Annotated in this window: 25 protein-coding genes and 1 riboswitch; of the genes, 15 read left to right on the top strand and 10 right to left on the bottom strand. The window is 67.4% G+C overall.

Annotated elements, in window-relative coordinates:
• The first annotated feature begins 18 nt into the window (after positions 1 to 18).
• Genes lpdA through ACZYYX_RS06880 form a run of 3 tightly spaced genes read left to right on the top strand, consistent with a single transcriptional unit; the run spans position 19 to position 2,821 of the window.
• Positions 19 to 1,419, top strand: a complete 1,401-nt coding sequence (gene lpdA, locus ACZYYX_RS06870; protein ID WP_463813681.1) for a dihydrolipoyl dehydrogenase — start codon at positions 19 to 21, stop codon at positions 1,417 to 1,419.
• Positions 1,420 to 1,698, top strand: a complete 279-nt coding sequence (locus tag ACZYYX_RS06875) for a hypothetical protein (protein ID WP_463813682.1) — start codon at positions 1,420 to 1,422, stop codon at positions 1,696 to 1,698.
• A gap of 25 nt (positions 1,699 to 1,723) precedes the next feature.
• A complete protein-coding gene (locus ACZYYX_RS06880; RefSeq protein ID WP_463813683.1) occupies positions 1,724 to 2,821 on the top strand; it encodes a GGDEF domain-containing protein in 1,098 nt (365 codons plus the stop codon).
• On the opposite strand, the gene ACZYYX_RS06885 is transcribed toward ACZYYX_RS06880, so the two are convergent.
• The gene (locus ACZYYX_RS06885; protein WP_463813684.1) at positions 2,804 to 3,916 is read right to left on the bottom strand and encodes an FAD-dependent oxidoreductase; all 1,113 of its coding nucleotides are present in this window, start codon (positions 3,914 to 3,916) and stop codon (positions 2,804 to 2,806) included. The two genes, ACZYYX_RS06880 and ACZYYX_RS06885, sit on opposite strands and share 18 nt — an antisense overlap.
• 81 nt (positions 3,917 to 3,997) lie before the next feature.
• Between ACZYYX_RS06885 and ACZYYX_RS06890 the strand changes: the two genes are divergently transcribed.
• Positions 3,998 to 4,663 (top strand): TetR/AcrR family transcriptional regulator, encoded by a 666-nt coding sequence (locus ACZYYX_RS06890; RefSeq protein WP_463813685.1) that lies wholly within the window; start codon positions 3,998 to 4,000, stop codon positions 4,661 to 4,663.
• Here the strand turns inward: ACZYYX_RS06890 and ACZYYX_RS06895 are convergent.
• Both ACZYYX_RS06895 and ramB read right to left on the bottom strand, forming a co-directional pair.
• Positions 4,660 to 5,199: a carboxymuconolactone decarboxylase family protein gene (locus tag ACZYYX_RS06895; RefSeq protein WP_463813686.1), complete on the bottom strand. Its 540-nt coding sequence runs from the start codon at positions 5,197 to 5,199 to the stop codon at positions 4,660 to 4,662. The genes ACZYYX_RS06890 and ACZYYX_RS06895 overlap by 4 nt on opposite strands.
• Positions 5,196 to 6,638, bottom strand: coding sequence for an acetate metabolism transcriptional regulator RamB (ramB, locus tag ACZYYX_RS06900; RefSeq protein ID WP_463813687.1), 1,443 nt, complete (start codon positions 6,636 to 6,638; stop codon positions 5,196 to 5,198). Before ramB ends, ACZYYX_RS06895 begins: the two co-directional genes overlap by 4 nt.
• 81 nt (positions 6,639 to 6,719) lie before the next feature.
• Between ramB and ACZYYX_RS06905 the strand changes: the two genes are divergently transcribed.
• The 3 genes from ACZYYX_RS06905 to ACZYYX_RS06915 all read left to right on the top strand — a co-directional run bounded on the left by ACZYYX_RS06905 (position 6,720) and on the right by ACZYYX_RS06915 (position 9,980).
• Complete coding sequence (locus ACZYYX_RS06905; RefSeq protein ID WP_463813688.1) at positions 6,720 to 7,514, top strand: acyl-ACP thioesterase domain-containing protein; 795 nt, start codon at positions 6,720 to 6,722, stop codon at positions 7,512 to 7,514.
• Between the two features lie 238 nt (positions 7,515 to 7,752).
• Positions 7,753 to 9,045: an isocitrate lyase gene (gene aceA / locus ACZYYX_RS06910; RefSeq protein WP_046365109.1), complete on the top strand. Its 1,293-nt coding sequence runs from the start codon at positions 7,753 to 7,755 to the stop codon at positions 9,043 to 9,045.
• Positions 9,046 to 9,116: 71 nt separating this feature from the next.
• Positions 9,117 to 9,980: a 3-hydroxybutyryl-CoA dehydrogenase gene (locus ACZYYX_RS06915; RefSeq protein WP_463814831.1), complete on the top strand. Its 864-nt coding sequence runs from the start codon at positions 9,117 to 9,119 to the stop codon at positions 9,978 to 9,980.
• Positions 9,981 to 10,077: 97 nt separating this feature from the next.
• Here ACZYYX_RS06915 and ACZYYX_RS06920 read toward each other — a convergent pair whose 3' ends face one another.
• Both ACZYYX_RS06920 and ACZYYX_RS06925 read right to left on the bottom strand, forming a co-directional pair.
• Complete coding sequence (locus ACZYYX_RS06920) at positions 10,078 to 10,944, bottom strand: polyphosphate kinase 2 family protein (protein WP_463813689.1); 867 nt, start codon at positions 10,942 to 10,944, stop codon at positions 10,078 to 10,080.
• Between the two features lie 4 nt (positions 10,945 to 10,948).
• Entirely contained in the window at positions 10,949 to 11,653 is a 705-nt protein-coding gene (locus ACZYYX_RS06925) for a TetR/AcrR family transcriptional regulator (RefSeq protein ID WP_463813690.1), read from the bottom strand.
• An 83-nt stretch (positions 11,654 to 11,736) separates the two neighbouring features.
• Here ACZYYX_RS06925 and ACZYYX_RS06930 point away from each other — a divergent pair, with 83 nt between their 5' ends.
• The 6 genes from ACZYYX_RS06930 to deoC all read left to right on the top strand — a co-directional run bounded on the left by ACZYYX_RS06930 (position 11,737) and on the right by deoC (position 15,714).
• Positions 11,737 to 13,062 carry a DUF445 domain-containing protein gene (locus ACZYYX_RS06930; RefSeq protein ID WP_463813691.1) on the top strand — a complete coding sequence of 442 codons (1,326 nt, stop codon included), beginning with the start codon at positions 11,737 to 11,739 and terminating at the stop codon, positions 13,060 to 13,062.
• 95 nt (positions 13,063 to 13,157) lie between these two features.
• Positions 13,158 to 13,625, top strand: a complete 468-nt coding sequence (locus tag ACZYYX_RS06935) for a helix-turn-helix domain-containing protein (RefSeq protein WP_463813692.1) — start codon at positions 13,158 to 13,160, stop codon at positions 13,623 to 13,625.
• Between the two features lie 11 nt (positions 13,626 to 13,636).
• Positions 13,637 to 14,269, top strand: a complete 633-nt coding sequence (locus ACZYYX_RS06940) for a heparin-binding hemagglutinin (protein WP_463813693.1) — start codon at positions 13,637 to 13,639, stop codon at positions 14,267 to 14,269.
• A gap of 70 nt (positions 14,270 to 14,339) precedes the next feature.
• Positions 14,340 to 14,621, top strand: a complete 282-nt coding sequence (locus ACZYYX_RS06945) for a DUF2516 family protein (protein WP_463813694.1) — start codon at positions 14,340 to 14,342, stop codon at positions 14,619 to 14,621.
• A gap of 11 nt (positions 14,622 to 14,632) precedes the next feature.
• The gene (locus ACZYYX_RS06950; protein WP_463814832.1) at positions 14,633 to 15,043 is read left to right on the top strand and encodes a DUF2599 domain-containing protein; all 411 of its coding nucleotides are present in this window, start codon (positions 14,633 to 14,635) and stop codon (positions 15,041 to 15,043) included.
• The gene (deoC, locus tag ACZYYX_RS06955) at positions 15,043 to 15,714 is read left to right on the top strand and encodes a deoxyribose-phosphate aldolase (RefSeq protein WP_463813695.1); all 672 of its coding nucleotides are present in this window, start codon (positions 15,043 to 15,045) and stop codon (positions 15,712 to 15,714) included. Before ACZYYX_RS06950 ends, deoC begins: the two co-directional genes overlap by 1 nt.
• 12 nt (positions 15,715 to 15,726) lie before the next feature.
• Here the strand turns inward: deoC and ACZYYX_RS06960 are convergent, their stop codons facing one another.
• From ACZYYX_RS06960 to ACZYYX_RS06980, 5 genes are all read right to left on the bottom strand, one after another.
• Positions 15,727 to 16,548: an LmeA family phospholipid-binding protein gene (locus ACZYYX_RS06960; RefSeq protein WP_463813696.1), complete on the bottom strand. Its 822-nt coding sequence runs from the start codon at positions 16,546 to 16,548 to the stop codon at positions 15,727 to 15,729.
• Positions 16,545 to 17,360, bottom strand: a complete 816-nt coding sequence (locus tag ACZYYX_RS06965; RefSeq protein ID WP_463813697.1) for a carbon-nitrogen hydrolase family protein — start codon at positions 17,358 to 17,360, stop codon at positions 16,545 to 16,547. The genes ACZYYX_RS06960 and ACZYYX_RS06965 overlap by 4 nt, the downstream gene beginning before the upstream one ends.
• Before the next feature lie 13 nt (positions 17,361 to 17,373).
• Positions 17,374 to 18,537 carry an agmatinase family protein gene (locus ACZYYX_RS06970; RefSeq protein WP_463813698.1) on the bottom strand — a complete coding sequence of 388 codons (1,164 nt, stop codon included), beginning with the start codon at positions 18,535 to 18,537 and terminating at the stop codon, positions 17,374 to 17,376.
• Positions 18,538 to 18,547: 10 nt separating this feature from the next.
• A riboswitch (guanidine-III (ykkC-III) riboswitch) is annotated at positions 18,548 to 18,611 on the bottom strand.
• 56 nt (positions 18,612 to 18,667) lie between these two features.
• Complete coding sequence (locus tag ACZYYX_RS06975; RefSeq protein WP_463813699.1) at positions 18,668 to 19,459, bottom strand: class I SAM-dependent methyltransferase; 792 nt, start codon at positions 19,457 to 19,459, stop codon at positions 18,668 to 18,670.
• 8 nt (positions 19,460 to 19,467) lie between these two features.
• Positions 19,468 to 19,974: a DUF2505 domain-containing protein gene (locus ACZYYX_RS06980; protein ID WP_463813700.1), complete on the bottom strand. Its 507-nt coding sequence runs from the start codon at positions 19,972 to 19,974 to the stop codon at positions 19,468 to 19,470.
• Here ACZYYX_RS06980 and ACZYYX_RS06985 point away from each other — a divergent pair.
• Together ACZYYX_RS06985 and ACZYYX_RS06990 are read left to right on the top strand one after the other, a co-directional pair.
• Positions 19,962 to 21,062 (top strand): UDP-N-acetylmuramate dehydrogenase, encoded by a 1,101-nt coding sequence (locus tag ACZYYX_RS06985; RefSeq protein ID WP_463813701.1) that lies wholly within the window; start codon positions 19,962 to 19,964, stop codon positions 21,060 to 21,062. The two genes, ACZYYX_RS06980 and ACZYYX_RS06985, sit on opposite strands and share 13 nt — an antisense overlap.
• A 15-nt stretch (positions 21,063 to 21,077) precedes the next feature.
• The gene (locus tag ACZYYX_RS06990) at positions 21,078 to 22,370 is read left to right on the top strand and encodes a L,D-transpeptidase (protein WP_463813702.1); all 1,293 of its coding nucleotides are present in this window, start codon (positions 21,078 to 21,080) and stop codon (positions 22,368 to 22,370) included.
• Positions 22,371 to 22,377 lie beyond the last annotated feature (7 nt).

Here is a 22,377-nt window from a genome sequence, read left to right on the forward strand (position 1 = left end):
CTACTAGGGTGGTAAGGCGTGACCCACTATGACGTCGTCGTTCTCGGAGCAGGCCCCGGCGGGTACGTGGCGGCCATTCGCGCCGCCCAGCTCGGGCTGAACACTGCCATCATCGAACCCAAGTACTGGGGCGGCGTCTGCCTCAACGTCGGGTGCATCCCGTCCAAGGCGCTGTTGCGCAACGCTGAGATCGCGCACATGTTCACCAAGGAAGCCAAGACGTTCGGCATCAGCGGTGACGTCAGCTTCGACTACGGCGCGGCGTTCGACCGCAGCCGCAAGGTCGCCGACGGTCGCGTCGCCGGTGTGCACTTCCTGATGAAGAAGAACAAGATCACCGAGATCCACGGGTACGGCAAGTTCACCGACGACCACACGATCGTCGTCGACCTGAACGAGGGCGACACCGAGAAGGTCACCTTCGACAACGCGATCATCGCGACCGGCGCGCACACCAAGCTGGTGCCCGGCACCAAGCTCTCCAAGAACGTCATCACCTACGAAGAGCAGATCATGGAGCGCGATCTGCCCGGCTCGATCGTCATCGCCGGCGCGGGCGCGATCGGCATGGAGTTCGCGTACGTGATGAAGAACTACGGCGTCGACGTCACGATCGTCGAGTTCCTGCCCCGCGCGCTGCCCAACGAGGACGCCGAGGTCTCCAAGGAGATCGAGAAGCAGTACAAGAAGCTTGGCGTCAAGATCCTCACCGGCACCAAGGTGGAGTCGATCACTGACCATGAAGCCGACGGGACCGTTGTCGTCAAGATCAGCAAGGACGGCAAAGACGACGAGCTCAAGGCCGACAAGGTCATGCAGGCCATCGGCTTCGTGCCCAACGTCGACGGCTACGACCTGAAGAAGGCCGGCGTCGAGCTGACGGACCGCGGCGGCATCGGCATCGACGACTACATGCGCACCAACAAGCCGCACATCTATGCGATCGGTGATGTCACCGGCAAGCTTCAGCTCGCCCACGTGGCCGAGGCGATGGGGGTCGTCGCCGCCGAGACCATCGCCGGCGCCGAGACGCTGGCCCTCGGCGACTACCGGATGATGCCGCGCGCGACGTTCTGTCAGCCGCAGGTCGCCAGCTTCGGTCTGACCGAGCAACAGGCCAAGGACGAGGGCCATGACATCGTCGTCGCCAAGTTCCCTTTCACCGCCAATGGCAAGGCCCACGGCCTGGCCGATCCGACCGGTTTCGTGAAGCTGATCGCTGACAAGAAGTACGGCGAACTGCTCGGCGGCCACCTGATCGGACCTGACGTCGCCGAGCTGCTGCCCGAGCTCACCCTGGCGCAGAAGTGGGATCTGACCGCCAACGAGCTGGCCCGTAACGTGCACACCCACCCGACCCTGTCCGAGGCGCTGCAAGAGTGCTTCCACGGCCTGGTCGGCCACATGATCAACTTCTAATTGAGGGCGATCTGGGTCGCCGGTATCGGCGGGTTGGTGGTCGGCCACATGCTGTGGCTGGCCGGCATCTCAGCGGCCATCGCGTCGACCGACATCCCGACCTGGGTGCTCGTCGTCGCGGCGGTGTCGTTTCTCGTCGCGATCGTGTCGGGTTACCTCGGGTGGCGGCAGTGGAAGCAGAAGTCGCGCACCGCTGAGGCGTGGGCGGTGTTCTGCTGGGCGCTGCCGGTGTCACCGGTGCTGTTTTCCTTGGCCGTCGTGGGAGTCACGTACCTGTAGGCGGGCGCGGTGCCATGATGTGCCGATGGGGGACGGTGGCGTCAGGGCTTTGCTGCGCCAGTGGTGGCATCAGCGTGATGACTACGGCTGGCGCATCGAGTTCCTGCGCAGCCGCGGCCTGCTGCCGGTCCTGCGCTACCTGATTGCAGGCATCGGCGCTGTTCTCGGTCTTCTCGGCGCGATCAACGCGGTGGCGCCGCCGATGGCCGACGGCGCCCTGGTGCGGGTGGGCTGGGCGGCGGTCTCGCTGGGATCGCTGGTCTGGGCGGTGCGCTGGGCGCTGTGGCCCTGGCCGCCGCTGCGCGAATCGACCGCCCTGCTGATCTACGTCGACGTGCTGATCACGTTGTCGACGCTGCTGTTCGGCGATCCGAACCTGGCGATGTCGGGCATGCCGCTGTTGCTGTGCGCCGGCGCGTACGTGGTGTTCTTCCACGGCCCGCGGCTCCACCTGGTGCACATCGGCTGGTGTGTGCTGGCGGTCGGCGGCGTCGCGGTATGGCTGGCCGCGGTCACTCCGGTCGGGGGTCTGCAGGTGGCGGTGTCGCGGGCCGTCATCGCGCTGGTCGTGACCGCGTGCATCCTGCCGGCGCTGCAATTCGGTTTCTGGTTGCTGCAGGGCAGCTCCAAGCAGTCGCTGACCGATCCGCTGACCGAGCTGACGAACCGGCGCGGGCTGTCCGTGTCGATGAAGCGGCTCAACGAGCGGGCGCCGGCCAACGCTGACCTGTGTGCATTGCTGATCGACGTCGACGGATTCAAGGCGGTCAACGACACCCTCGGTCACGCCGTGGGTGACGAGGTGCTGATCCGCACGGCCCGCAGGATCCGCGAGAGTGTGCGCAGTGACGCGGTGGTGGTCCGGTGGGGCGGGGAGGAGTTCCTGGTGGTGGACCGGATACCGGCGACTCAAGCAGGCACAGTGGCCGAGCGGGTTCGCGCCGCGGTGGCGTTGCCTGCGCAGCCGACAGTGACCGCGAGCATCGGGGTTGCGGCCACCACCGCCTCGGGCACCGATCTGATCGACGTCATCTCTGCTGCCGATGCCGCGATGTACGAGGCCAAGGCTTGCGGCGGTGACCGGGTCGCGATCGCCGCCGCGGTCTCAGGCCCGCACCGTTGAGGTGAAGAACTCCACCAGTCCCTGCGGTGCGTGTGCGTCGAAGAAGATGTCCAGCGTCGCCCACGATTCTCGCGCCGATTCCTCGCTGCGCGAGAACATCTCGGCTTCGTAGGCCGCGACGGTCGCGGTGACGTCGCTGGGCCGCTCGGCCAGCGCCATGCCGAGTACGGCGGCGTCGTACATTGCGGTGTTCGCGCCTTCCCCGCCCGGAACCGTCAGATGCGCCGCGTCGCCGAGCAGCGTCACACCGGGCGACGGCGCCCAGCGGTGGTCGTCAGGCAGCGCATAGATGGGGCGGGTGACGGGCGCGGTGTCGGCCTCGGTGATCAGCGCGCGCAATGGTGTTGTCCAACCGTCGAATTCGTCAGCGACACGGGCAGTGAGCCGTTCGGTGTCGAACCACTCGACCGGTCGCTGCACCGCGACGTAGACGTGCAGCACGCCGCCGGCCTCCCGGTGGGCGATCATGCCCCGCTGGGGTTCCACCGCATACATTGCTCCTGGCCCCACCAGCGCCGCCGCGGCGGGGTGGCGGGCATCGACGTCGTGCAGGTAGGTCTCGACGAAGGTGGTGCCCGAATACCTCGGCGTCGCGTCCGACAGCAGCGGTCGAACCTTCGACCATGCACCGTCAGCGCCCACGAGAAGTGTTGTGGTGAAATGCTTTCCGTTGGTGAACACCACGTCGTGTCGGCCGTCGCCGCGTGCGTGGACATGAGCCACCTTGTGGCCCCACCGCACAGAGTGCTCGGGCAGTGACTCGAGCAGGATGCGTCGCAGATCGCCACGCAGCACCTCGGGGCGACCGCCGGTGCCGTCGTCGGCCTGCTCGAAGAGCGCGGACCCGTAGCGATCCACGACCTTTGCCGCCTGCGCGCCCTCGTGGATGATCGAGCGGAACTCCTGCGTCAGGCCGGCCACCTCGAGAGCGAACTGCCCGGTGCTCGGGTGCAGATCGAGTTGGCCGCCCTGCGTGCGGCTCTGGGGCGCCGGGTCGGCTTCGTACACCGTGGCGGTGATGCCGTGTACGTGCAGCACGCGGGCGAGCGTGAGGCCGCCGACGCCCGCGCCGATGATCGTGACCGGGGTGTCCATGGAATCTCCTCTGTCGTGGAACAGTGTTCCAACTGTTGAGCGTCAGTTTGGAACACCGTTCCAAGGATGTCAAGATGAGTCATGGCTCCCCGCACGTCACGCCGGCATGAGGCGCTGTCGACCGATCGCATCGTGGCCGCCGCCGTCGAGATCCTCGACGGCGAGGGGGAGTCCGCGCTCACCTTCCGCGCACTCGCCGCGCGTTTGGCGACCGGTCCCGGCGCGATCTACTGGCACGTCGCCGACAAAGACGCTCTCCTCAGTGCCGCGTCCGAGCACGTCGTCTTCCGGGCGCTCCCCGGTGACGAGCCTGCAGACGCACCGGACGCGGCGATCTGCGCTGTCGCCCTCGCCATCTTCGACGCCGTCGACGCTCATCCCTGGGCCGGTGCGCACCTGGTGCGCCAGCCCTGGCAGCCCGCGATGGTGGAGATCTTCGAACGGGTGGGCCGGCGCCTCACGGCCCTCGGCGTGGCCGACGACGCCCTGTTCTACGCGGGCTCGACCCTGGTGAGCTTCATCCTCGGCGTCGCCGGGCAGAACGCCGCCAACGCCCGTCTACGCCCGCCCGGCGCCGACCGTGCCACGCTTCTCGACGATGTCGCCGGCCGGTGGCGGCAGTACGACGCCCAGCGGTATCCGATCGTGCATCAGATGGCCGCGCAGCTGCGTGACCACGACGACCGCGAGCAGTTCCTCGCGGGCATCGACATCCTGCTCGCAGGCCTCGCGCCGCCCGAGCGCTAGTCCGGGAAGTCCAGCGGCACCTGCAGTGTGCTGATGGTTGCCGCCAGGCCATCGTATTGTGCTGTGAGTAAACAGAATTCGATGAGCTGGGCCGGTGAGTAGAAGCGGGCGAGCGCCTGCCACGTCTGCGGGGAGACGCCGCGGGTGACGACGAACTCGTCGGTGGCGGTGAGCAGCGTGCGCTCCCGGTCGGTCAGGCCCTCGGCGTCGGGCCCGGCGAAGATCGCGTCCTGCGTCGCGGCGTCCACACCGCGGGTGCGCGCCAGGCGGCGATGCTGCTGCAGCTCGTACTCGCAGTCGCGCAGGTGCCCCACGCGCAGGATCACGAACTCGGCGTCGCGCCGCGAGAGCTTGCCGGCCCCCAGGAGGTACAGCGACTGCGGCAGCCACGCCAGGAACAGCACTCGGTGCCTGCCCAGCACGTTCACGAGGCTGAACCGGGGACGGCGGATGCCGCGTGCGCCGACCTTGGCGATCGCCCAGTTGACCGGGCCGAGCTCCTTGAAGCCGCCGGGTGCAATGCGTTCAGTGCTCATGACTGCCTCACCAGGTACGGGGACACCGTCGAGCGGTGTTCGTCGATGTCGAGTGCGCGGCCGAGCGCGGGGAAGGCCCGCTGAGGGCAATTGTCCCTCTCGCAGACACGGCATCCGGCGCCGATGGGCGTCGCTGAAACCTTGGGGTCACCACTGAGGTCGAGGCCTTCCGAGTAGACCAGCCGATGCGCGTGCCGTAGTTCGCAGCCCAGGCCGATCGCGAACGTCTTACCCGGCTGACCATAGCGCGAGGCACGTCGCTCCACCGTGCGCGCCACCCACATGTACGCCCGACCGTCAGGCATCTCCGCGATCTGCACGCTGATCTTGCCGGGGTAGGCGAACGTCTCGTAGACGTTCCACAGCGGGCAGGTGCCGCCACTGGACGAGAAGTGAAACCCTGTGGCGGACTGGCGTTTCGACATGTTGCCCGCGCGATCGACCCGGACGAACGAGAACGGGACGCCGCGCATCGACGGCCGCTGCAGCGTGGAAAGCCGGTGGCAGATCGTCTCGTAACTCGTCGAGTAGTAGGCAGACAGTCTCTCGACGTCGTAACGGAAGCTCTCGGCGACGTCGTGGAACTGGGCATAGGGGAGCACGGTCGCGGCGGCGAAGTAGTTGGCCAGGCCGAGGCGGGCCAGCCTGCGCGACTCGTCGCTGGTGAAGTGGCCCTCTTCGGTGAGCTTGTCGATCAGGTCGCCGTATTCGAGGTAGGCGAGTTCGGCAGCCATTCGGAACACCCGCTGCCCCATCGACAGATGGGCGGTGATCTCGAGGGTCTTGGTGGCGGGATCGAAGCGGTGCAGCACGCCCTCGCCGAGATCCTGGCGACGGATGATGCGCACCCCATGGACGAAGCGCAGCCGGTCAGACAGGTCGCCGGCCAGTTCGCCGCGCTGGACCCGCATCCCTGCCGTCAGCTCCTCGGCGGCGGTGTCGAGGTCGTGGAGGTAGTTCTGCCGCTGGTAGAAGTAGTCGCGCACCTCTTCGTGCGGCATCGAGATCGATCCGGTGCCACTTTCCCCCGGGTTGACGGTGGCGACGTTGAACCGTCCCTCGGTGGCAGCGGCCAGCTGGGTCGTGGTCAATTGGTAACGGCGGTGCAGATTCACCATCGCGCGGGCGAGATCGGGGTGCGCCCCGACCATCTCTGCGACTTCGGTCGCACCCACGTCGACGTCGAGGTCGCGGTCCATCAGGACTTCGCGCAGCTCGGCGATCAGGCGGGTGTCGTCCTGGGAGGCGAAGAACGTGGCGTCGACGCCGAACACCTCTGTGATGCGCAGCAGCACCGCCACCGTCAGCGGCCGCACGTCGTGCTCGATCTGGTTCAGATAGCTGGGGGAGATGTCGAGCATCTGAGCCAATGCCGCCTGACTGAAACCGCGCTCGCTGCGCAGCTGGCGCACCCGCGCTCCGACGTATGTCTTGGCCACGTCGAACCAGCGTAGCCGCCACTTGCTAATTGCGTATTCGCAGAATTCGCATTGCGCACCTGTGTGGCATCATCAGGTTTCGTGAGTCTGGCCAAGACGATGATGCCGGTGCCCGATCCGCACCCTGACGTCTTCGACGTTCAGTGGCCGCTACGCGTCGCCGACGTCGATCGTGAAGGCCGACTGAAGTTCGATGCGGCGACCAGGCACATCCAGGACATCGGCACCGATCAGTTACGCGAGATGGGCTTCGAAGAGACCCATCCGCTGTGGATCGTGCGCCGCACCATGATCGACATGATCGAACCGATCGTGTTCAAGGACATCCTGCGACTGCGCCGCTGGTGCTCGGGCACCTCGAACCGCTGGTGTGAGATGCGGGTGCGCATCGATGGACGCAAGGGCGGTCTCGTCGAATCCGAGGCGTTCTGGATCAACATCAACCGGGAGACCCAGGGGCCGGCCCGGATCGCCGACGACTTCATCGAAGGGCTTCGCCGCACCACCAGCGAGGGCCGGCTGCGGTGGAAGGCCTATCTCAGCGCAGGGTGGCGTGAGGACGCTGAGCGCATCCGCGACTTCCCGGTTCGGGTCAGCGACATCGACATCTTCGACCACATGAACAACTCCGTGTACTGGGCGGTCGTCGAGGACTATCTGCAGTCCCATCCCGAGCTGATGTCGGTGCCGTTGCGGGTGACGATCGAACACGATCTGCCGGTCGCGCTCGGCGACAAGCTGGAGATCCTGCAGCACACGCATCCCGCCGGATCGACCGAGATGTTCGGCGCGGAGCTCACCGATCGGAGTGTTACAACGCTCACATATGTGGTCGGCGATGAGGTCAAAGCGGTCGCGGCGATCTTCCCTCTCTGAATCGCTTCACCAAACAGTACGGGCGTACTGACCTGCGACGATCGTTTACCGGCCGGTAACTTCTGAACCGGTTCAGGGCAAGAGGATCTTCGCAATCTTTGCAAGATCCGACCATGCGTTGGCGAAAGTTTACAAGCGAAAGTGGTGGACCTGCGGTTATGCCGTGATGCATCCTCGTCTTAGCAGTCCGGTGAAGACGCTGGAACGTTAACAACCGTTTGAAGGAGTGGGTCACCTCATGACCAAGTCGACCGTGGGCACGCCGAAGTCCCCCGAACAGATCCAGCACGACTGGGACCACAACCCCCGCTGGAAGGGCATCACCCGGACCTACACCCCCAAGGACGTCGTCGCCTTGCAGGGCACCGTCGTCGAGGAGGCGACGCTGGCCCGCCGCGGCGCCGAGGTGCTGTGGGAGCAGCTGCACGAGATGGACTTCGTCAACTCGCTCGGCGCCCTGACCGGCAACATGGCCGTGCAGCAGGTGCGCGCCGGCCTGAAAGCCATCTACCTGTCCGGGTGGCAGGTCGCCGGTGACGCCAACCTCTCGGGTCACACCTACCCCGACCAGAGCCTCTACCCGGCCAACTCGGTGCCTCAGGTCATCCGCCGCATCAACAACGCGCTGCTGCGCGCCGACGAGATCGCCAAGGTCGAGGGTGACACCTCGGTCGAGAACTGGCTGGCCCCGATCGTCGCCGACGGCGAAGCCGGCTTCGGTGGCGCACTGAACGTCTACGAGCTGCAGAAGGCCATGATCGCCGCCGGTGTCGCCGGATCGCACTGGGAAGACCAGCTGGCTTCGGAGAAGAAGTGTGGCCACCTCGGTGGCAAGGTGCTGATCCCGACCCAGCAGCACATCCGCACGCTGACCTCGGCCCGTCTCGCGGCCGACGTCGCCGACGTCCCGACCGTCGTCATCGCCCGCACCGATGCCGAGGCCGCGACGCTGATCACCTCCGACGTCGACGAGCGCGACCAGCCATTCATCACCGGCGACCGCACCGCCGAGGGCTTCTACCGGGTCAAGAACGGCCTCGAGCCCTGCATCGCCCGCGCCAAGGCCTATGCGCCGTACTCCGATCTGATCTGGATGGAGACCGGCACCCCGGACCTGGAGCTGGCCAAGAAGTTCGCCGAGGGCGTCAAGAGCGAGTTCCCGGACCAGATGCTGGCCTACAACTGCTCGCCGTCGTTCAACTGGAAGCAGCACCTCGACGACGACACGATCGCCAAGTTCCAGCGTGAGCTGGGCGCGATGGGCTTCAAGTTCCAGTTCATCACCCTCGCCGGCTTCCACGCCCTGAACTACTCGATGTTCGATCTGGCTTACGGCTACGCCCGCAACCAGATGAGCGCCTACGTCGAGCTGCAGGAGCGCGAGTTCGCCGCCGAGGAGCGCGGCTACACCGCCACGAAGCACCAGCGCGAGGTCGGCGCCGGCTACTTCGACCGGATCGCCACCACCGTGGACCCCACCTCGTCGACCACCGCGCTCGCGGGTTCGACCGAAGAGGGCCAGTTCCACTAAGGGTTGATAGCGTCAGGCCCCGTCCGTGTCATGCGGCCGGGGCCTGATCGCTGTGAGGAGATCGTGTGAGCATTGAACGCGTTGGCATCGAGCGTGTCGGAATCGTCGGCGCCGGACAGATGGGCGGCGGTATCGCCGAGGTGTGCGCCAAAGCCGGCGCCCAGGTCGTCGTCTACGAACCCAGCCAGGAGCTCGTCGAGGCCGGCCGCGCCCGCATCACCGCGTCGCTGGAACGCGCCAAGGCCAAGGGCAAGCTGGCGGCCGACGAATTCGAGATCACGCAGGCGCGGCTCGTCTACACCAGCGACCTCGCCGACCTGGCCGACCGCCAGCTGGTGATCGAGGCGATCGTCGAGAACGAGGCCGTCAAGGCGAAGGTCTTCGCCCAGCTCGACGAGCTCGTCACCGACCCCGACGCCGTCCTCGCGTCGAACACCTCCAGCATTCCGATCATGAAAATCGCTGCGGCGACCAAGAATCCGAGCCGGGTACTGGGGCTGCACTTCTTCAACCCGGTGCCCGTGCTACCGCTGGTCGAGGTGATCAACACGCTGGTGACCTCCGACGAGGCGATCGCGCGGGTCGAGAAGTTCGCCGGAGAGGCGCTGGGCAAGAAGGTGGTTCGCTGTGGCGACCGCTCGGGCTTCATTGTCAACGCGCTGCTGGTGCCCTATCTGCTGTCGGCGATCCGGATGGCCGAGGCCGGCGTGGCGAGCGTCGAGGACATCGACACGGCCGTGGTTGCAGGGCTCTCGCATCCGATGGGTCCGCTGCGGCTCTCGGACCTGATCGGCCTGGACACCATGAAGCTGATCGCGGACTCGATGTACGACGAGTACAAGGACGCGCACTACGCACCGCCGCCGCTGCTTCAGCGGATGGTCGAGGCCGGACAGCTGGGCAAGAAGACGGGGCAGGGCTTCTACACGTACTGAACTCGGGGTGCGCCGATCGGCGGCCCAATGCGCCCAAGACGGTGTGGGGAACATCATCGTGGGCTCGGAAGCACTTGCTGCCGGCCAGAAGCGACGCTCAGGCCTTCGCCAGCCGCTTCTTCTCCGCCTTGACGTCGAAGTCCGGTGGCGGCCACGACATGTTCAGGCCCTTGAGAGCCTCGATCATCAGCTCGGTGACGGCAAGCCGGCTGTACCACTTCTTGTTGCACGGCACGACATGCCAGGGCGCGTACTCGGTCGATGTTCGCTCGAGCATCGCCTGGTAGGCCTCCTGGTAGGCCGGCCATTTCAGCCGCTCGTCGATGTCCGCGGGGTTGTATTTCCAGTACTTGTCCGGCCGTTCGAGGCGTTTCGTCAGCCGCTTCTTCTGCTCGTCGAGCGAGACGAACATCGCGATCTTCACCACTGTGGTCCCACGGTCGACCAGCTCGCGCTCGAACGCGTTGATCTCGTCGTAGCGGGGCTCCCACACCTCGGCCGGCACCAGGTTGTGCACGCGCACGATCAGCACGTCCTCGTAATGCGACCGGTCGAAGACACCGATGTGGCCTGCTGTCGGTAGTGCCTTGCGGATGCGCCACAGGAAATGGTGGGACAGCTCTTCCGGCGTCGGCTTGCCGAAGTTGTGGTACTCGACGCCTTGCGGATTACACCCGCCCACAACATGTTTGACGATCCCGCCCTTACCTGCGGTGTCCATGCCCTGCAACACCAGCAGTACCGACCGGGTGTCGTCGACCCGGCTGCGGGCATACAGCATCTCCTGCAGCTCACCGAATCGGACATTGCGCTCCTCCTGCAAGGTGGGCGCATGAGACTTCGAGCCGTTGAATCCCGGTGTCGCGTCGGGGTCGATGTCGGCGACCTGATCGCCGGGCTTGAAACGCAACAGGGAGTGCGGCTCGTGCGACCACAGCGACGGGAGATCCAGAGACTCGCTCACCGATCTAGTCAAGCAGTTGGGCCGGCAGTTCGGGGGAGGGATGATCCTCGGACCGGAATCTCTGCAGCGACCCGCCGACCTCGACGATGCCGCACAGCGCGCTCCACGAGAGCATCGTCAGGTAGTCGATCAGCTCGTCGGAGCTCATCCGCGGATGCGACATCCACGAGTGCGTGGCCAGCTGCACCCCGCCGACGATGTGATACGCCCACGGGTCGACGCCGCCCGTGTCCATGCCGACCGACACCATCCGCCGACGGAGCATCACCGCGAGCATGCGCGCAATGATGGCCTCGGAGTTCGCGACGGCCTTGCTCTTGCTCGCCGAGTTGTTCGCCATCACGAACCGGTAGGGCTCCGGCTCGTTGGCGACCGTTTCGACGTAGACGCGAATGACCTCCCGTGTCAGTGCGTATCCGTCCAGGTTCGACGACAGCGCGGCGGCCATGTTCGGGATCAGCGTCACCTGCGCGAAGCGCATCATCACCGCGGTGGTCAGGTCGTTCTTGTCGACGAAGTAGCGGTACAGCACCGTCTTGGACACACCGATGTCCGCGGCGATCTCGTCCATGCTGACGTCGCTGCCGAGGCGGCGAATGGCATCCAGCGTGCCATCCACCAGTTCGTTGCGGCGCTCGACCTTGTGCCGATGCCAGCGCCGTTTACGCCCATCGGTCTTGATCGCCACCTGCGGAGAATGTTGTGCCACGTTCGCGGTGATCCGTTCCGTCGTCCTCGTCGATAATACGGTGGTCGGCGGTTCGGAGTTGCCCGCGCAGGGAAGATGGAGGCGTGGCTCATCGAGTGAACGTCCCCGACGCCGGGCAGCGGCCCCGTGCGAGCTTTGCCGAGAAACTCGCCGGCGCGGATTCGGCGGCCGACGCGGAACGTCGGCGTGCGCTCCGGCGCATGAAGGCCGTCGCGCTCAGTTTCCTGATCGGCGCCTCGGTGATCTTCCTCGTGTGCACGTGGGCGCAGACCCAGGGCGCGCCGGCGTGGGTGGGTTATGTCCGGGCGGCCGCCGAAGCCGGCATGGTCGGGGCGCTGGCGGACTGGTTCGCCGTCACGGCTCTGTTCAAGCACCCGCTCGGCCTGCCGATCCCACACACCGCGATCATCAAACGCAAGAAAGACCAGCTCGGCGAGGGTCTGTCCGCCTTCGTCCGGGAGAACTTCCTGTCGCCGGAGAACGTCGAGACCAAGCTGCGCGACGCCGATGTCGCCAGCCGAACCGGCAAATGGCTGGCGGAGCCGGTGAACGCCGAGCGGGTCGCCGCGGAGGCGTCGACAGTGGCCCGGGTGCTGGTGGAGATGCTGCGCGACGAGGACGTGCAGCAGGTGCTGGACCGGATGATCGTCAAGCGCATCGCCGAGCCGCAGTGGGGGCCGCCCGTCGGTCGAGTGCTGTCCTCGCTGTTGGAGGAGGGGCGCCAGGAGGCGCTGCTGCAGTTGCTCGCAGATCGCGCGTTCCAGTGGTCCCTGGGGGCCGGCGAGGTCATCGAGCGGGTCATCGAACGCGATTCGCCGACGTGGTCGCCGCGCTGGGTGGATCACGTGGTCGGGGACCGCATCCATCGGGAGCTGATGGATTTCACCGACAAGGTGCGTCGCAACCCCGATCACGAGCTGCGCCGGTCGGCCACGAAGTTCCTCTTCGAGTTCGCGGGTGACCTGCAGAATGACGAGGCGACGATCCAGAAGGCCGAGAACGTCAAAGAGCAGATCATGGCCCGCGACGAGGTGGCCAGGGCGGCCGAGACCGCGTGGACGGCGGCCAAGCGGATCATCCTGGAGTCCGTCGACGACCCGTCCTCGGCGTTGCGGGCCCGCATCGCCGACACCGTCGTCCGGATCGGTGAGTCCCTGCGCGACGACGCCGCATTGCGCGACAAGGTCGACAACTGGGTGGTGCGCGGGGCGCAGCATCTGGTGAGTCAATACGGCGCCGAGATCACCACGATCATCACCGACACGATCGAACGCTGGGACGCCGACGAGGCCAGCAGCCGCATCGAATTGCACGTCGGCCGTGACCTGCAATTCATCCGTATCAACGGCACGGTGGTGGGCTCGCTCGCCGGCCTGGCCATCTACACGATCGCGCAGCTACTGTTCTGACCTGCGCTAACTGAGTGCTTGCAAAAGTTAGCACTCCGTCGTACCGTGGAAATCGTCGGTCATTCGGATACCCACGGCAGCGAAGGAGGCGAACCATGGCACAGGACGAGAACCTCGCCGCGGTTGTCACCAACGCCGCTTCGGACATCGGCAGCTTCATCCGATCCCAGCGGGAGGCCGCGCACGTGTCAGTGCGGCAGCTCGCCGAGAAAGCCGGTGTCAGCAATCCCTACCTCAGCCAGATCGAGCGGGGATTGCGCAAGCCCTCGGCGGACGTGCTGAACCAGATCGCCAAAGCGCTGAGGGTGTCGGCGGAGGTGCTCTACATCCGGGCAGGGATCCTCGAGCCCAGCGAGACGAACCAGGTGCGCGACGCCATCATCACCGACACGGCGATCAATGAGCGGCAGAAGCAGGTGCTGCTCGACATCTACTCCTCGTTCTGTCAGCAGAACGAGGCGGCACTGCTCGAGGCTGCCGCCGAGGCGGATCAGCAACCATCCGAAGACGATCAGAGCCTTCTGCAGATCACGCAATCACCCGAGACCTCTGTCCCCCAGTGAAAGGAAGCACCATGGCTGAGAAGAATCAGCTCGACATCGACGACCTGAAGGCCCCGCTGCTCGCCGCCGTCGGCGCCGCCGACCTCGCGCTCGAGCGCGTCAACGAGATCGTCGCGACGCTGCGTGAGCGCGCCGGCGACGCCCGCTCCGACGCCGAGACCCGCGTCGAGGAGAGCCGCGCCCGCATCACCAAGCTCCAGGAAGAGCTGCCGGCTCAGTTCGAGGACATCCGCGAGAAGCTGAACTCCGACGAGCTGCGTAAGTTCGCCGAGAGCTATGCCGAGAACGCACAGACGGCCTACACCAAGCTGATCGAGCGCGGCGAGGCCGCCCTCGAGCGTCTGCGCAGCCAGCCGGCTCTGGAGACCGCCGCCACCCGCGTCGAGGAGTACACCGACCAGGCCGTGGAGCTGACCCAGGAAGCGCTGGGTAACGTCGCCACGCAGACCCGCGCCGTGGGTGAGCGTGCCGCCAAGCTGGTCGGCGTCGAGCTGCCCAAGCGTGCGGAATCGGCCGCCGAGCCGGTCAAGGCCGCCGCCAAGAAGGCTCCGGCGAAGGCCCCCGCCAAGAAGGCGCCGGCCAAGGCCGCCGCCAAGAAGGCCCCGGCCAAGAAGGCCCCGGCCAAGAAGGTCACCCAGAAGTAAGCCCAGAAGTACGCCCGACTCCCCACCCGGGAAGTCGAAAAGGGGACGTAAGCCGCCTAGGCTGTCGAGCGTGGAGCTCCAAGGCCTTGTGGTTTACGTCCTCTTCGCGTTGAAGATCGCGGTGTTGGTGACGACGGCGTATGCCTTTGTCCATGCGGCGATCCAGCGGACCGACGCCTACCCCGCGGCCGACAAGCTGACCAAGCCGGTCTGGCTGGTGATCCTCGGCGTGGCCGGTCTGCTCGCCCTGGTGCTCGGAATCACCGGAGTCGCGATCGCCGCGGTCGCCGCCGGTGTGTACCTCGTCGACGTCCGTCCGAAAATCCTCGAGGTGCAAGGAAAGTCGCGCTAGTGCGGCGCAGCCTGATCGCCGCGGGATGCCTCGCTGCATCAGCACTCGGCCTCGCGCCGACTGCCCCACACGCCTCGGCGACGCCGAGTCTCCAACCGCCGCCGTACATCGATCACGTGACGTGGGCCAAGTGGGGCGACCTCTCGAGCCTGCGGGTGTATCCCACGCCGGCCGGGCGCGACACCTCGGGCCGGCCCGGCACCGCGGCGCAAGCCGACGAGGCCTGGGGTGAGGTGCTCGCCCTGTCGCCTGACGCCGCGATCGCCGGGATGAAAGAGCAGTTCGTCTGTCACTGGCGGTTCGCCGAGATCGCCGAGCCGGGCAAGGTGAGCTGGAACCTCGAGCCGTGGCGCCCGGAGGTCACCCCGGATCAGATGATGGCCGCCCGGTGCAATCCCGGCGGCACCGAAGAACCGTTCTGATGGGTTACACGCGCGCTGACGTCGCGGCCGTCGTCGACCACACGCTGCTCAAACCAGAAGCGACGGAAGCCGACATCGTCGCGTTGCTCGCCGAGGCCGCCGAGCTCGGGGTGTACGCGGTGTGCGTGTCGCCGCCGTTCGTGGCGACGGCGGTGGCGCTGGCCGCCGGCCGGACCGTGGCTGCCGTGGTGGGTTTCCCTTCAGGGAAACATCTTTCGGTGATCAAGGCGCACGAGGCTGCGGTCGCGCTCGAGAGCGGCGCGGCGGAGATCGACATGGTCATCGACGTCGGCGCAGCGATCGGCGGTGAGCTCGACGTCGTGCGCGCCGATGTCGCCGCTGTCCGAGACGCCACTCCGGGCGCGGTGCTGAAGGTGATCGTCGAATCCTCGGCCCTGGTGGAGTTCGGGGGCTGGCCGCTGCTGACCGACGTGTGTCAGGTCGCCGAGGACGCCGGCGCGGATTTCGTCAAGACGTCCACCGGTTTCCACCCCTCCGGTGGTGCCTCGGTGCGTGCCGTCGAGGTGATGGCCACTGCCGTCGGAGGCAGGCTCGGCGTCAAAGCCAGCGGCGGCATCCGGTCGGCCACCGATGCCGCGGCCATGCTGGATGCCGGCGCGACGCGCCTCGGACTGTCCGGCACACGGGCCGTCCTCGACGGCTTGGGTTAGAAACGGCCTGGCCTAGAACTTCCCGAAGCAGGGGTCGTCGGTCTGCTTGGGCATCGATGCGTTCTGAGTGGACAGGCGGCTCTGCACACCGCTGTCGGTGACCGACACCGAGTCGGCCTTGATGTTCAGCGGATAATTCTGGGTCAGCGTCGAGGTGAATGCGTCCAGTGCCGGCTGCACCGACTCGCGGGGCAGTGTGAAGCCCAGCCCCGTCACCTGCTGCACCGCCAGCGAGATGGAGCCGTCGACGACCTGAGGCTTGGCGGTGATGCTGCCCAGCGGACCTTCGAGCTCGATCGTGCCGTCATTGGCGTTGGTGGTCACGCCGGAGACGAAGCTGCCGATCAGCGGGACCGCGCCCTGGATCGTCTGTTTGATGCCGTCGGCCGACCAGTCGATGGTCGCCACGAGCGAGCCGATCGTCCCGCTCGAGTTCGCGCTGTCCTGCAGGCGCACGTCGTTGATGTCCAGGTTGAGCTTCATGCCCTTGGCGTCGCGCACCTGGTTGCCCGCGGTTTCGATGTGGATGTTCGTGTAGTGCCCGGACATGTGCTGCATCAGGAACGGCGGCAGCACCCCGAACGACGCGGTGGCCTTGTCCTGCACCACGCACTCGACGGTGGACGCGACGACGGTGTCGGCGCGGTTGCGCGCGTACAGCTCGCCGCCCAGCAGGCCGGCCAGCACCAGAGCGACGACGATCACCGCCACCAGCACGATGGACAGCGGATCGCTGAAGAACTTCTTGGCCTTCGACGGCAACGCCGAACCTTTCTGCGGGGGTGCGGGCGGTGGGCCGGGCTGCGGTTGCGGACGGGCCCAGGGATCGGTCATTGCAGGGATTCTGCCCTACTCAGGTGAGCTGAACCTGAGCGGTTGTCCATGACCGCGACGGCGGCGCGGGCGGCCCGGGCGGCCTCGACGTCGACGTCGTGGAGCAGCAGCGCGGGCTCGGGACCGGCTGAGGTCAAGACCTCACCCAGTGCCGATGTCACCACACTGCCGCCGACGCCGGTGGGTCCAAGTGCAGCGATCTCGTCGCCCGGGTAGGCCTGGCCGACGGCGGCGACCACGGTGGAGGTGTCGATCGCTCTGGCGCGCGCCAGCAACGTCCACTGGTCGAGCTTGCCCGGCCCGGTGCCCCACGAGGCGTGCACGGTGATGACGTCAGCGCCGCGGTTGGCGAGCTCGACGTACAACTCGGGAAAACGGATGTCGTAACACAGCGTCAGTCCGACCGTCAGCCCGGCGACGGCGATCGTCACCGGCTCGGTGCCCGGCGCGACGGTCTTCGACTCGGCGAAGCCGAACGCGTCGTACAGGTGGATCTTGTCGTAGCGGGCGTCGACGTCCGGGCCGGTGGCGATCAACGTGTTGGTCACGCGTCCGTCCCCGGACGGCACGAACATGCCGGCGACGACGACGATGCCGGCCCGCTCGGCGAGGCGGCGGACCCCGTCGGCCCACGGCCCGTCGAACGGTTCGGCGATCGGCGCCAACGGCACCCCGAAGCGGCACATCGTGGCCTCGGGGAACAGCACCAGATCCGCCCCGGCGTCGGCGGCCAGGCGCGCCTGCTCATCGACCACCGCGAGATTGGCGGCCGGCTCGGCGGTGCTGCGGATCTGGGCCAGCGCGATACGCATTCCGCCAGCCTAGTTACGGACCCCAGGCGGGGCGGTTCGCCTTGGCGGCCTTCTTGCCGAGTTTCCCGGAGTTGATCTGGGCGGCCAGGCTGTCGAGGATCACCCGCGAGCTCAGCAGCGCGGTCTGCTCGGCCCAGTCATAGGGCGGCGAGCACTCGACGACCTCGATGCCGGCCAGGCCCGGTTCGGAGATCATCTTGACCAGGTTGAGCGCCTCGCGGGGCAGCAGGCCGCCCGGCTCCGGCCAGCCGGTGCCCGGCACGAACCCGGCGTCGATGACGTCGATGTCGAACGACAGGTAGACCGCCTTGGCGTCCTTCCATGCGATCTCGAGGGCCATCTCCGCGATCTTCTCGATACCCACCCGCTCCACATCGCCGACGGTCATCACGGTCGACTTGCGTTGACGGCCCACCTGCACGCCCTCGCGAGGGCTCTGCCAACCGCCGATCCCGATCTGCACCAGGTTGGTCGCGGGGGCGTTCTTGATGTTGGTGGCGTGGAACCACGGCGTGGTGTGCATCCGCTCGTCGAGGTCGGTTTCCTGGGTGTCGACGTGACGGTCGAAGTGGATGATCCCGATGTTGCCGTCCATGTAGGGCGCAAGACCGCGGATGGTGGGGAAGCCGATGGAGTGGTCGCCGCCGAGCACGATCGGCATCACGCCCTTGCTCGCGACGTGGGCCATCGCCTGGCTGATCTGGTCGAAAGACTTCTCCAGATTGCCGGGGATCGTGAAGACGTCGCCGATGTCGACGATGTTGAGCTGCTCTCGCAGATCTACGCCGGTCTCGTAGTTGTAGGTGCCGAACAGGTTGGTGGAGCGGCGGATGCCCTGCGGGCCGAACCGGGTACCGGGACGGTAGGTCGCGCCGGCGTCCAGGGGCACGCCGAACACGGCGACCTCGGCGTCGTCGACCTCGTTGACGTCTTCGATGAACGGGCACTTGAGGAAGGTGCCGCGCTCGCCGGCGAAGTGCGGCTTCTCGCCGCGCACGAAGGTGGAGATGGTCCGGTCGTTGATCGTCGGCGCGGCCTCGAGGCCGTAGCTCAGCCCGCGGTCGATCTCCTCCCGCAGACGCCGGTCACCCAGGCGCGCCTCGGCCTGCTGGGCCCACGCGCCTTCGGCGTTGGTCAGGCTGGGATCGGGGCCTGGGAAATCAGATGTCTCGGACATGAGTTCTCCTCACGCGTCGTCTTGTCGCTGACCGGGTACGACGCACCTCGTCCGGGGAGTGGGGTCACCGACTCCTGCACGTCATTGTCAGCACGCTCGCGAGAGCCTGTCCACTCGAAAAGCCGACATCTCATCCCAGCGGTGCCACAGCCGACCACGGCACCGTCAGCACCCCGTCGCGCAGCGGCCGCCGCGGGGTCGTCACTGGAAACCCTTGAGCGGCAAGCATGTCCATCATCGCCCGCCACCGCATGCGGGGGCCGAACACGCCGTGGGCAGCGCTACTGGCCCATGCCCGGTCGGCGGCGGTGAGCAGGGTGTGGATGGGCTGGCCGGCCACGTTGTGGTGGATCAGCACCTTGGGCAGGCGCTCGGCGAGGTCGGAGGGCTTCTCGATCGCGAACGGGTCGCAGGCCAGGGTCAGGCTCACCGCCGCGGTCGCGTCGAGCAGCACCCAGCAGCAGCGCCGCCCCAGCTCGTCGCAGGTGCCATCGATGATCAGCCCACCCGCAGCCAGCCCGCTCCGCATCGCCGCCCACGCATCGGGGACCGCGTCAAGCGGGTACTGACGCAGCACATTGAACGCGCGCACCAGCACCGGCCGGTGCCCTGCGAGTTCGAAGCCGCCGAGGGCGAAGTCGACCCCAGGCCTGGTCGCGGCGCGGGCCACGTCCACCCGGTGGGGGTCGATCTCCAGGCCCAGCACACGCACGTCGGCACGCACCTGGCGCAGCCGCACCGCGAGCTCCAACGTCGTCACCGGCAGCGCGCCGTAACCCAGGTCGACGACGAGCGGGTCGGCGGCGCTCTGCAGGGCGGTGCGCACCCGGGCCGAGTGCACCAGCCACCGGTCGCTGCGCCGCAACCGGTTGTGCCCGGTCGTGCCCCGTGTCACCGCGCCGAGCGGACGGGAGCCGGTCACGGTCGGGCTCAGCTGTTCTCGGCGATCCACACGGTGGTGAACCGTTGTTCGGCGATCAGCAGCTCGACCAGTTGCTGGCCGATGAAGTTCTCGATCTTGCCGCCCACCAGGGGCACCCGGACTTCGACGGTCGCCCGGAACGCCAGCCGCGAACCGGATCCGGCGGGCTCCAGCACCGCGTTGCCCGACAGTCCGGCCGGCGCGCGAGGGATGGCACCGGACACCGCGGCCGAGGTCCGGCCCTCGACGACGGGGGCCCAGCGTTCCTCGCGGACGAAGCTGAGGTCCCCGCGATGGAACTGGGTAACGACGGCGGGCAGCCGGTCGGCGCGCAGCGTCTGCGTGGTCTTGATCCGCAGGCCGCCGTCGTCGCCGACGGTCATCTCGTCGAGGGTGGCGTGATCGGCGCCGGAGTCGCCGAGCCGGACCAGCCAGTACTTCTCGTCGCCGAAGGCGCGGTGCACCTGTTCGACGGTTCCCCCGTACTCGGCGGTCATGTCGAATGAACGCGGCATGGCAAACCACGCTACCGTTACCGCCCGTGGTCACTTCGTCTATCGCGGGCGTGGCGGTCGCCGAGAATGTGCCGCTCGCGCCGCTGACCACGCTGCGCGTCGGGCCTGTCGCGGACCGCCTGATCACCTGCGCCACCACCGAGGGCCTGATCGAAGTGCTGCGCGAGGTCGGACCGGACGCCCTGATCCTGGCAGGCGGGTCCAACGTGGTCCTCGCCGACGACCTGCGCGCGCCGACGGTGGTGCGGATCGCCACCCGTGGTGTCACGGTCGACGGGCCGCTGTTGCGCGCAGAGGCAGGCGCGGTGTGGGACGAGGTCGTCGCGGCGTCGCTGGCCCACGGGCTGGGCGGGCTCGAGTGCCTGTCCGGGATCCCGGGATCGACGGGTGCGACGCCCGTGCAGAACGTCGGCGCGTACGGCGCCGAGGTCGCCGACACGATCAGCCGGGTGCGCCTGCTGGAGTGGGAAACCGGCCAGGACCGTTGGGTGACCCCGGACCATCTCCGATTCGGTTATCGCACAAGCATTCTCAAGGGCGCCCCGGTGGCGGTGGTGCTCGAGGTGGAGTTCCGGCTCGACGCGCACGGCCGCAGCGCGCCGCTGCGGTACGGCGAGCTGGCCGCCGCGCTGGGTGTGCAGGCGGGGGAGCGCGCCGAGCCCGCTCGCGTGCGCGAGACGGTGCTCGGTCTGCGGGCCGGCAAAGGCATGGTGCTCGACGGCGCCGACCACGACACCTGGAGCGTCGGCTCGTTCTTCACCAACCCGGTCGTCACCGAGAAGCAGTATCAGCGCATCGCCGACCAGGTCGGCGGCAGGGGATGGGGCGGGGTTCCGCGCTACCCGGCCCCGGGCGGGGTGAAGATGGCCGCGGGATGGCTCGTCGAGCGGGCCGGCTTCGGCAAGGGCTATCCCGGGCCGGACGCCCCCGCGCGCCTGTCGACCAAGCATGCGCTGGCCCTGACCAACCGCGGTGGCGCGACGAGCGCGGACGTGATTGCGCTGGCCAGAACGATTCGCGATGGCGTCGCGGCGCGGTTCGGGATCGATCTCACACCCGAACCGATTCTGCTCGGGTGCGTTCTCTAGGTACGCTGGCAACACGTGAGCCCTGCCAGACCGATCAACAGGCGGCGAGCGCTTGCCGCTTTGGCGGTCGGCGTCGCCGCGCCGGGCATTCTCGCGGCCTGCCGGAACGAGAACGGTACCGCCGCCTCCGGGCAGGCGACAGAGGACGCGCCGTCCGCGCCGGTCCTGAGTTACGAGCCCAAGAATGCGGCGGAGGACGTCGCTCCCACCGCGCGCGTCGCTGCCAAGGTCGAGAACGGCTGGTTCCAGAAGATCAGCCTCGCCAACACCGACGGCAAGGTCGTGGCGGGTGCGCTCAATCGCGACCGCACCGAGTTCACCGCGTCCGAACCGCTGGGCTACGGCGTCGAGTACCGCTGGGCGGGCACGGTCGTCGGGCAGGACGGCAAGTCGGTTCCGGTGAAGGCGTCGTTCACCACCGTGAACCCGAGCACTCAGGTCAACGGACAGTTCCAGCTCTCGGATGGTCAGACGGTGGGTGTCGCCGCTCCGATCATCCTGCAGTTCGACGCGGCGATCGCCGACGAGGATCGCGCCACGGTCGAGAAGGCCGTCAAGGTGACCACGACCCCGCAGGTCGAGGGAAGCTGGGCGTGGCTGCCCGACGAGGTCGGCGGCTCCCGTATGCACTGGCGGACCAAGGAGTACTACCCGTCCGGCACCACGGTCCACGTCGACGCGAAGCTCTACGGCGTGCCGTTCGGGCAGGACGCCTACGGCGCCACCGACTCGACGTTGGACTTCACGATCGGCCGGCGTCAGGTCGTCAAGGCCGAGGCGTCGAGCCATCGCATCCAGGTGCTCGACGAATCGGGTGCGGTGATCATGGACTTCCCGTGCAGCTACGGCGAGGGCGATCTGGACCGCAACGTGACGCGTAGCGGCATCCACGTGGTGACCGAGAAGTACGAAGACTTCTACATGACCAACCCCGCGGCCGGCTACGCCAACGTGCACGAGCGCTTCGCGGTGCGGATCTCCAACAACGGCGAGTTCATTCACTGCAACCCCAACAGCATCGGGGCGCAGGGCAATACGAACGTCACCAACGGGTGCATCAACCTGAATCTGGAGAATTCGCAGGAGTACTTCAACTCGGCGCTGTACGGCGACCCGGTCGAGGTCAGCGGCACCCGCATCGACCTGTCCTACGCCGACGGCGACATCTGGGACTGGGCGGTGTCGTGGGACGAGTGGACGTCGATGTCGGCGCTGTCGAAGGAGAAGCGGACCGCCGAGATCCCGAGCACCGCGCCGGCGACGCCGTCCGACGCGCCGCAGCCAGTCAGCGGCCGCCCCGGCGGCTGAGCCGGCG

It is taken from the genome of Mycobacterium sp. IDUB_1 (assembly GCF_055419625.1).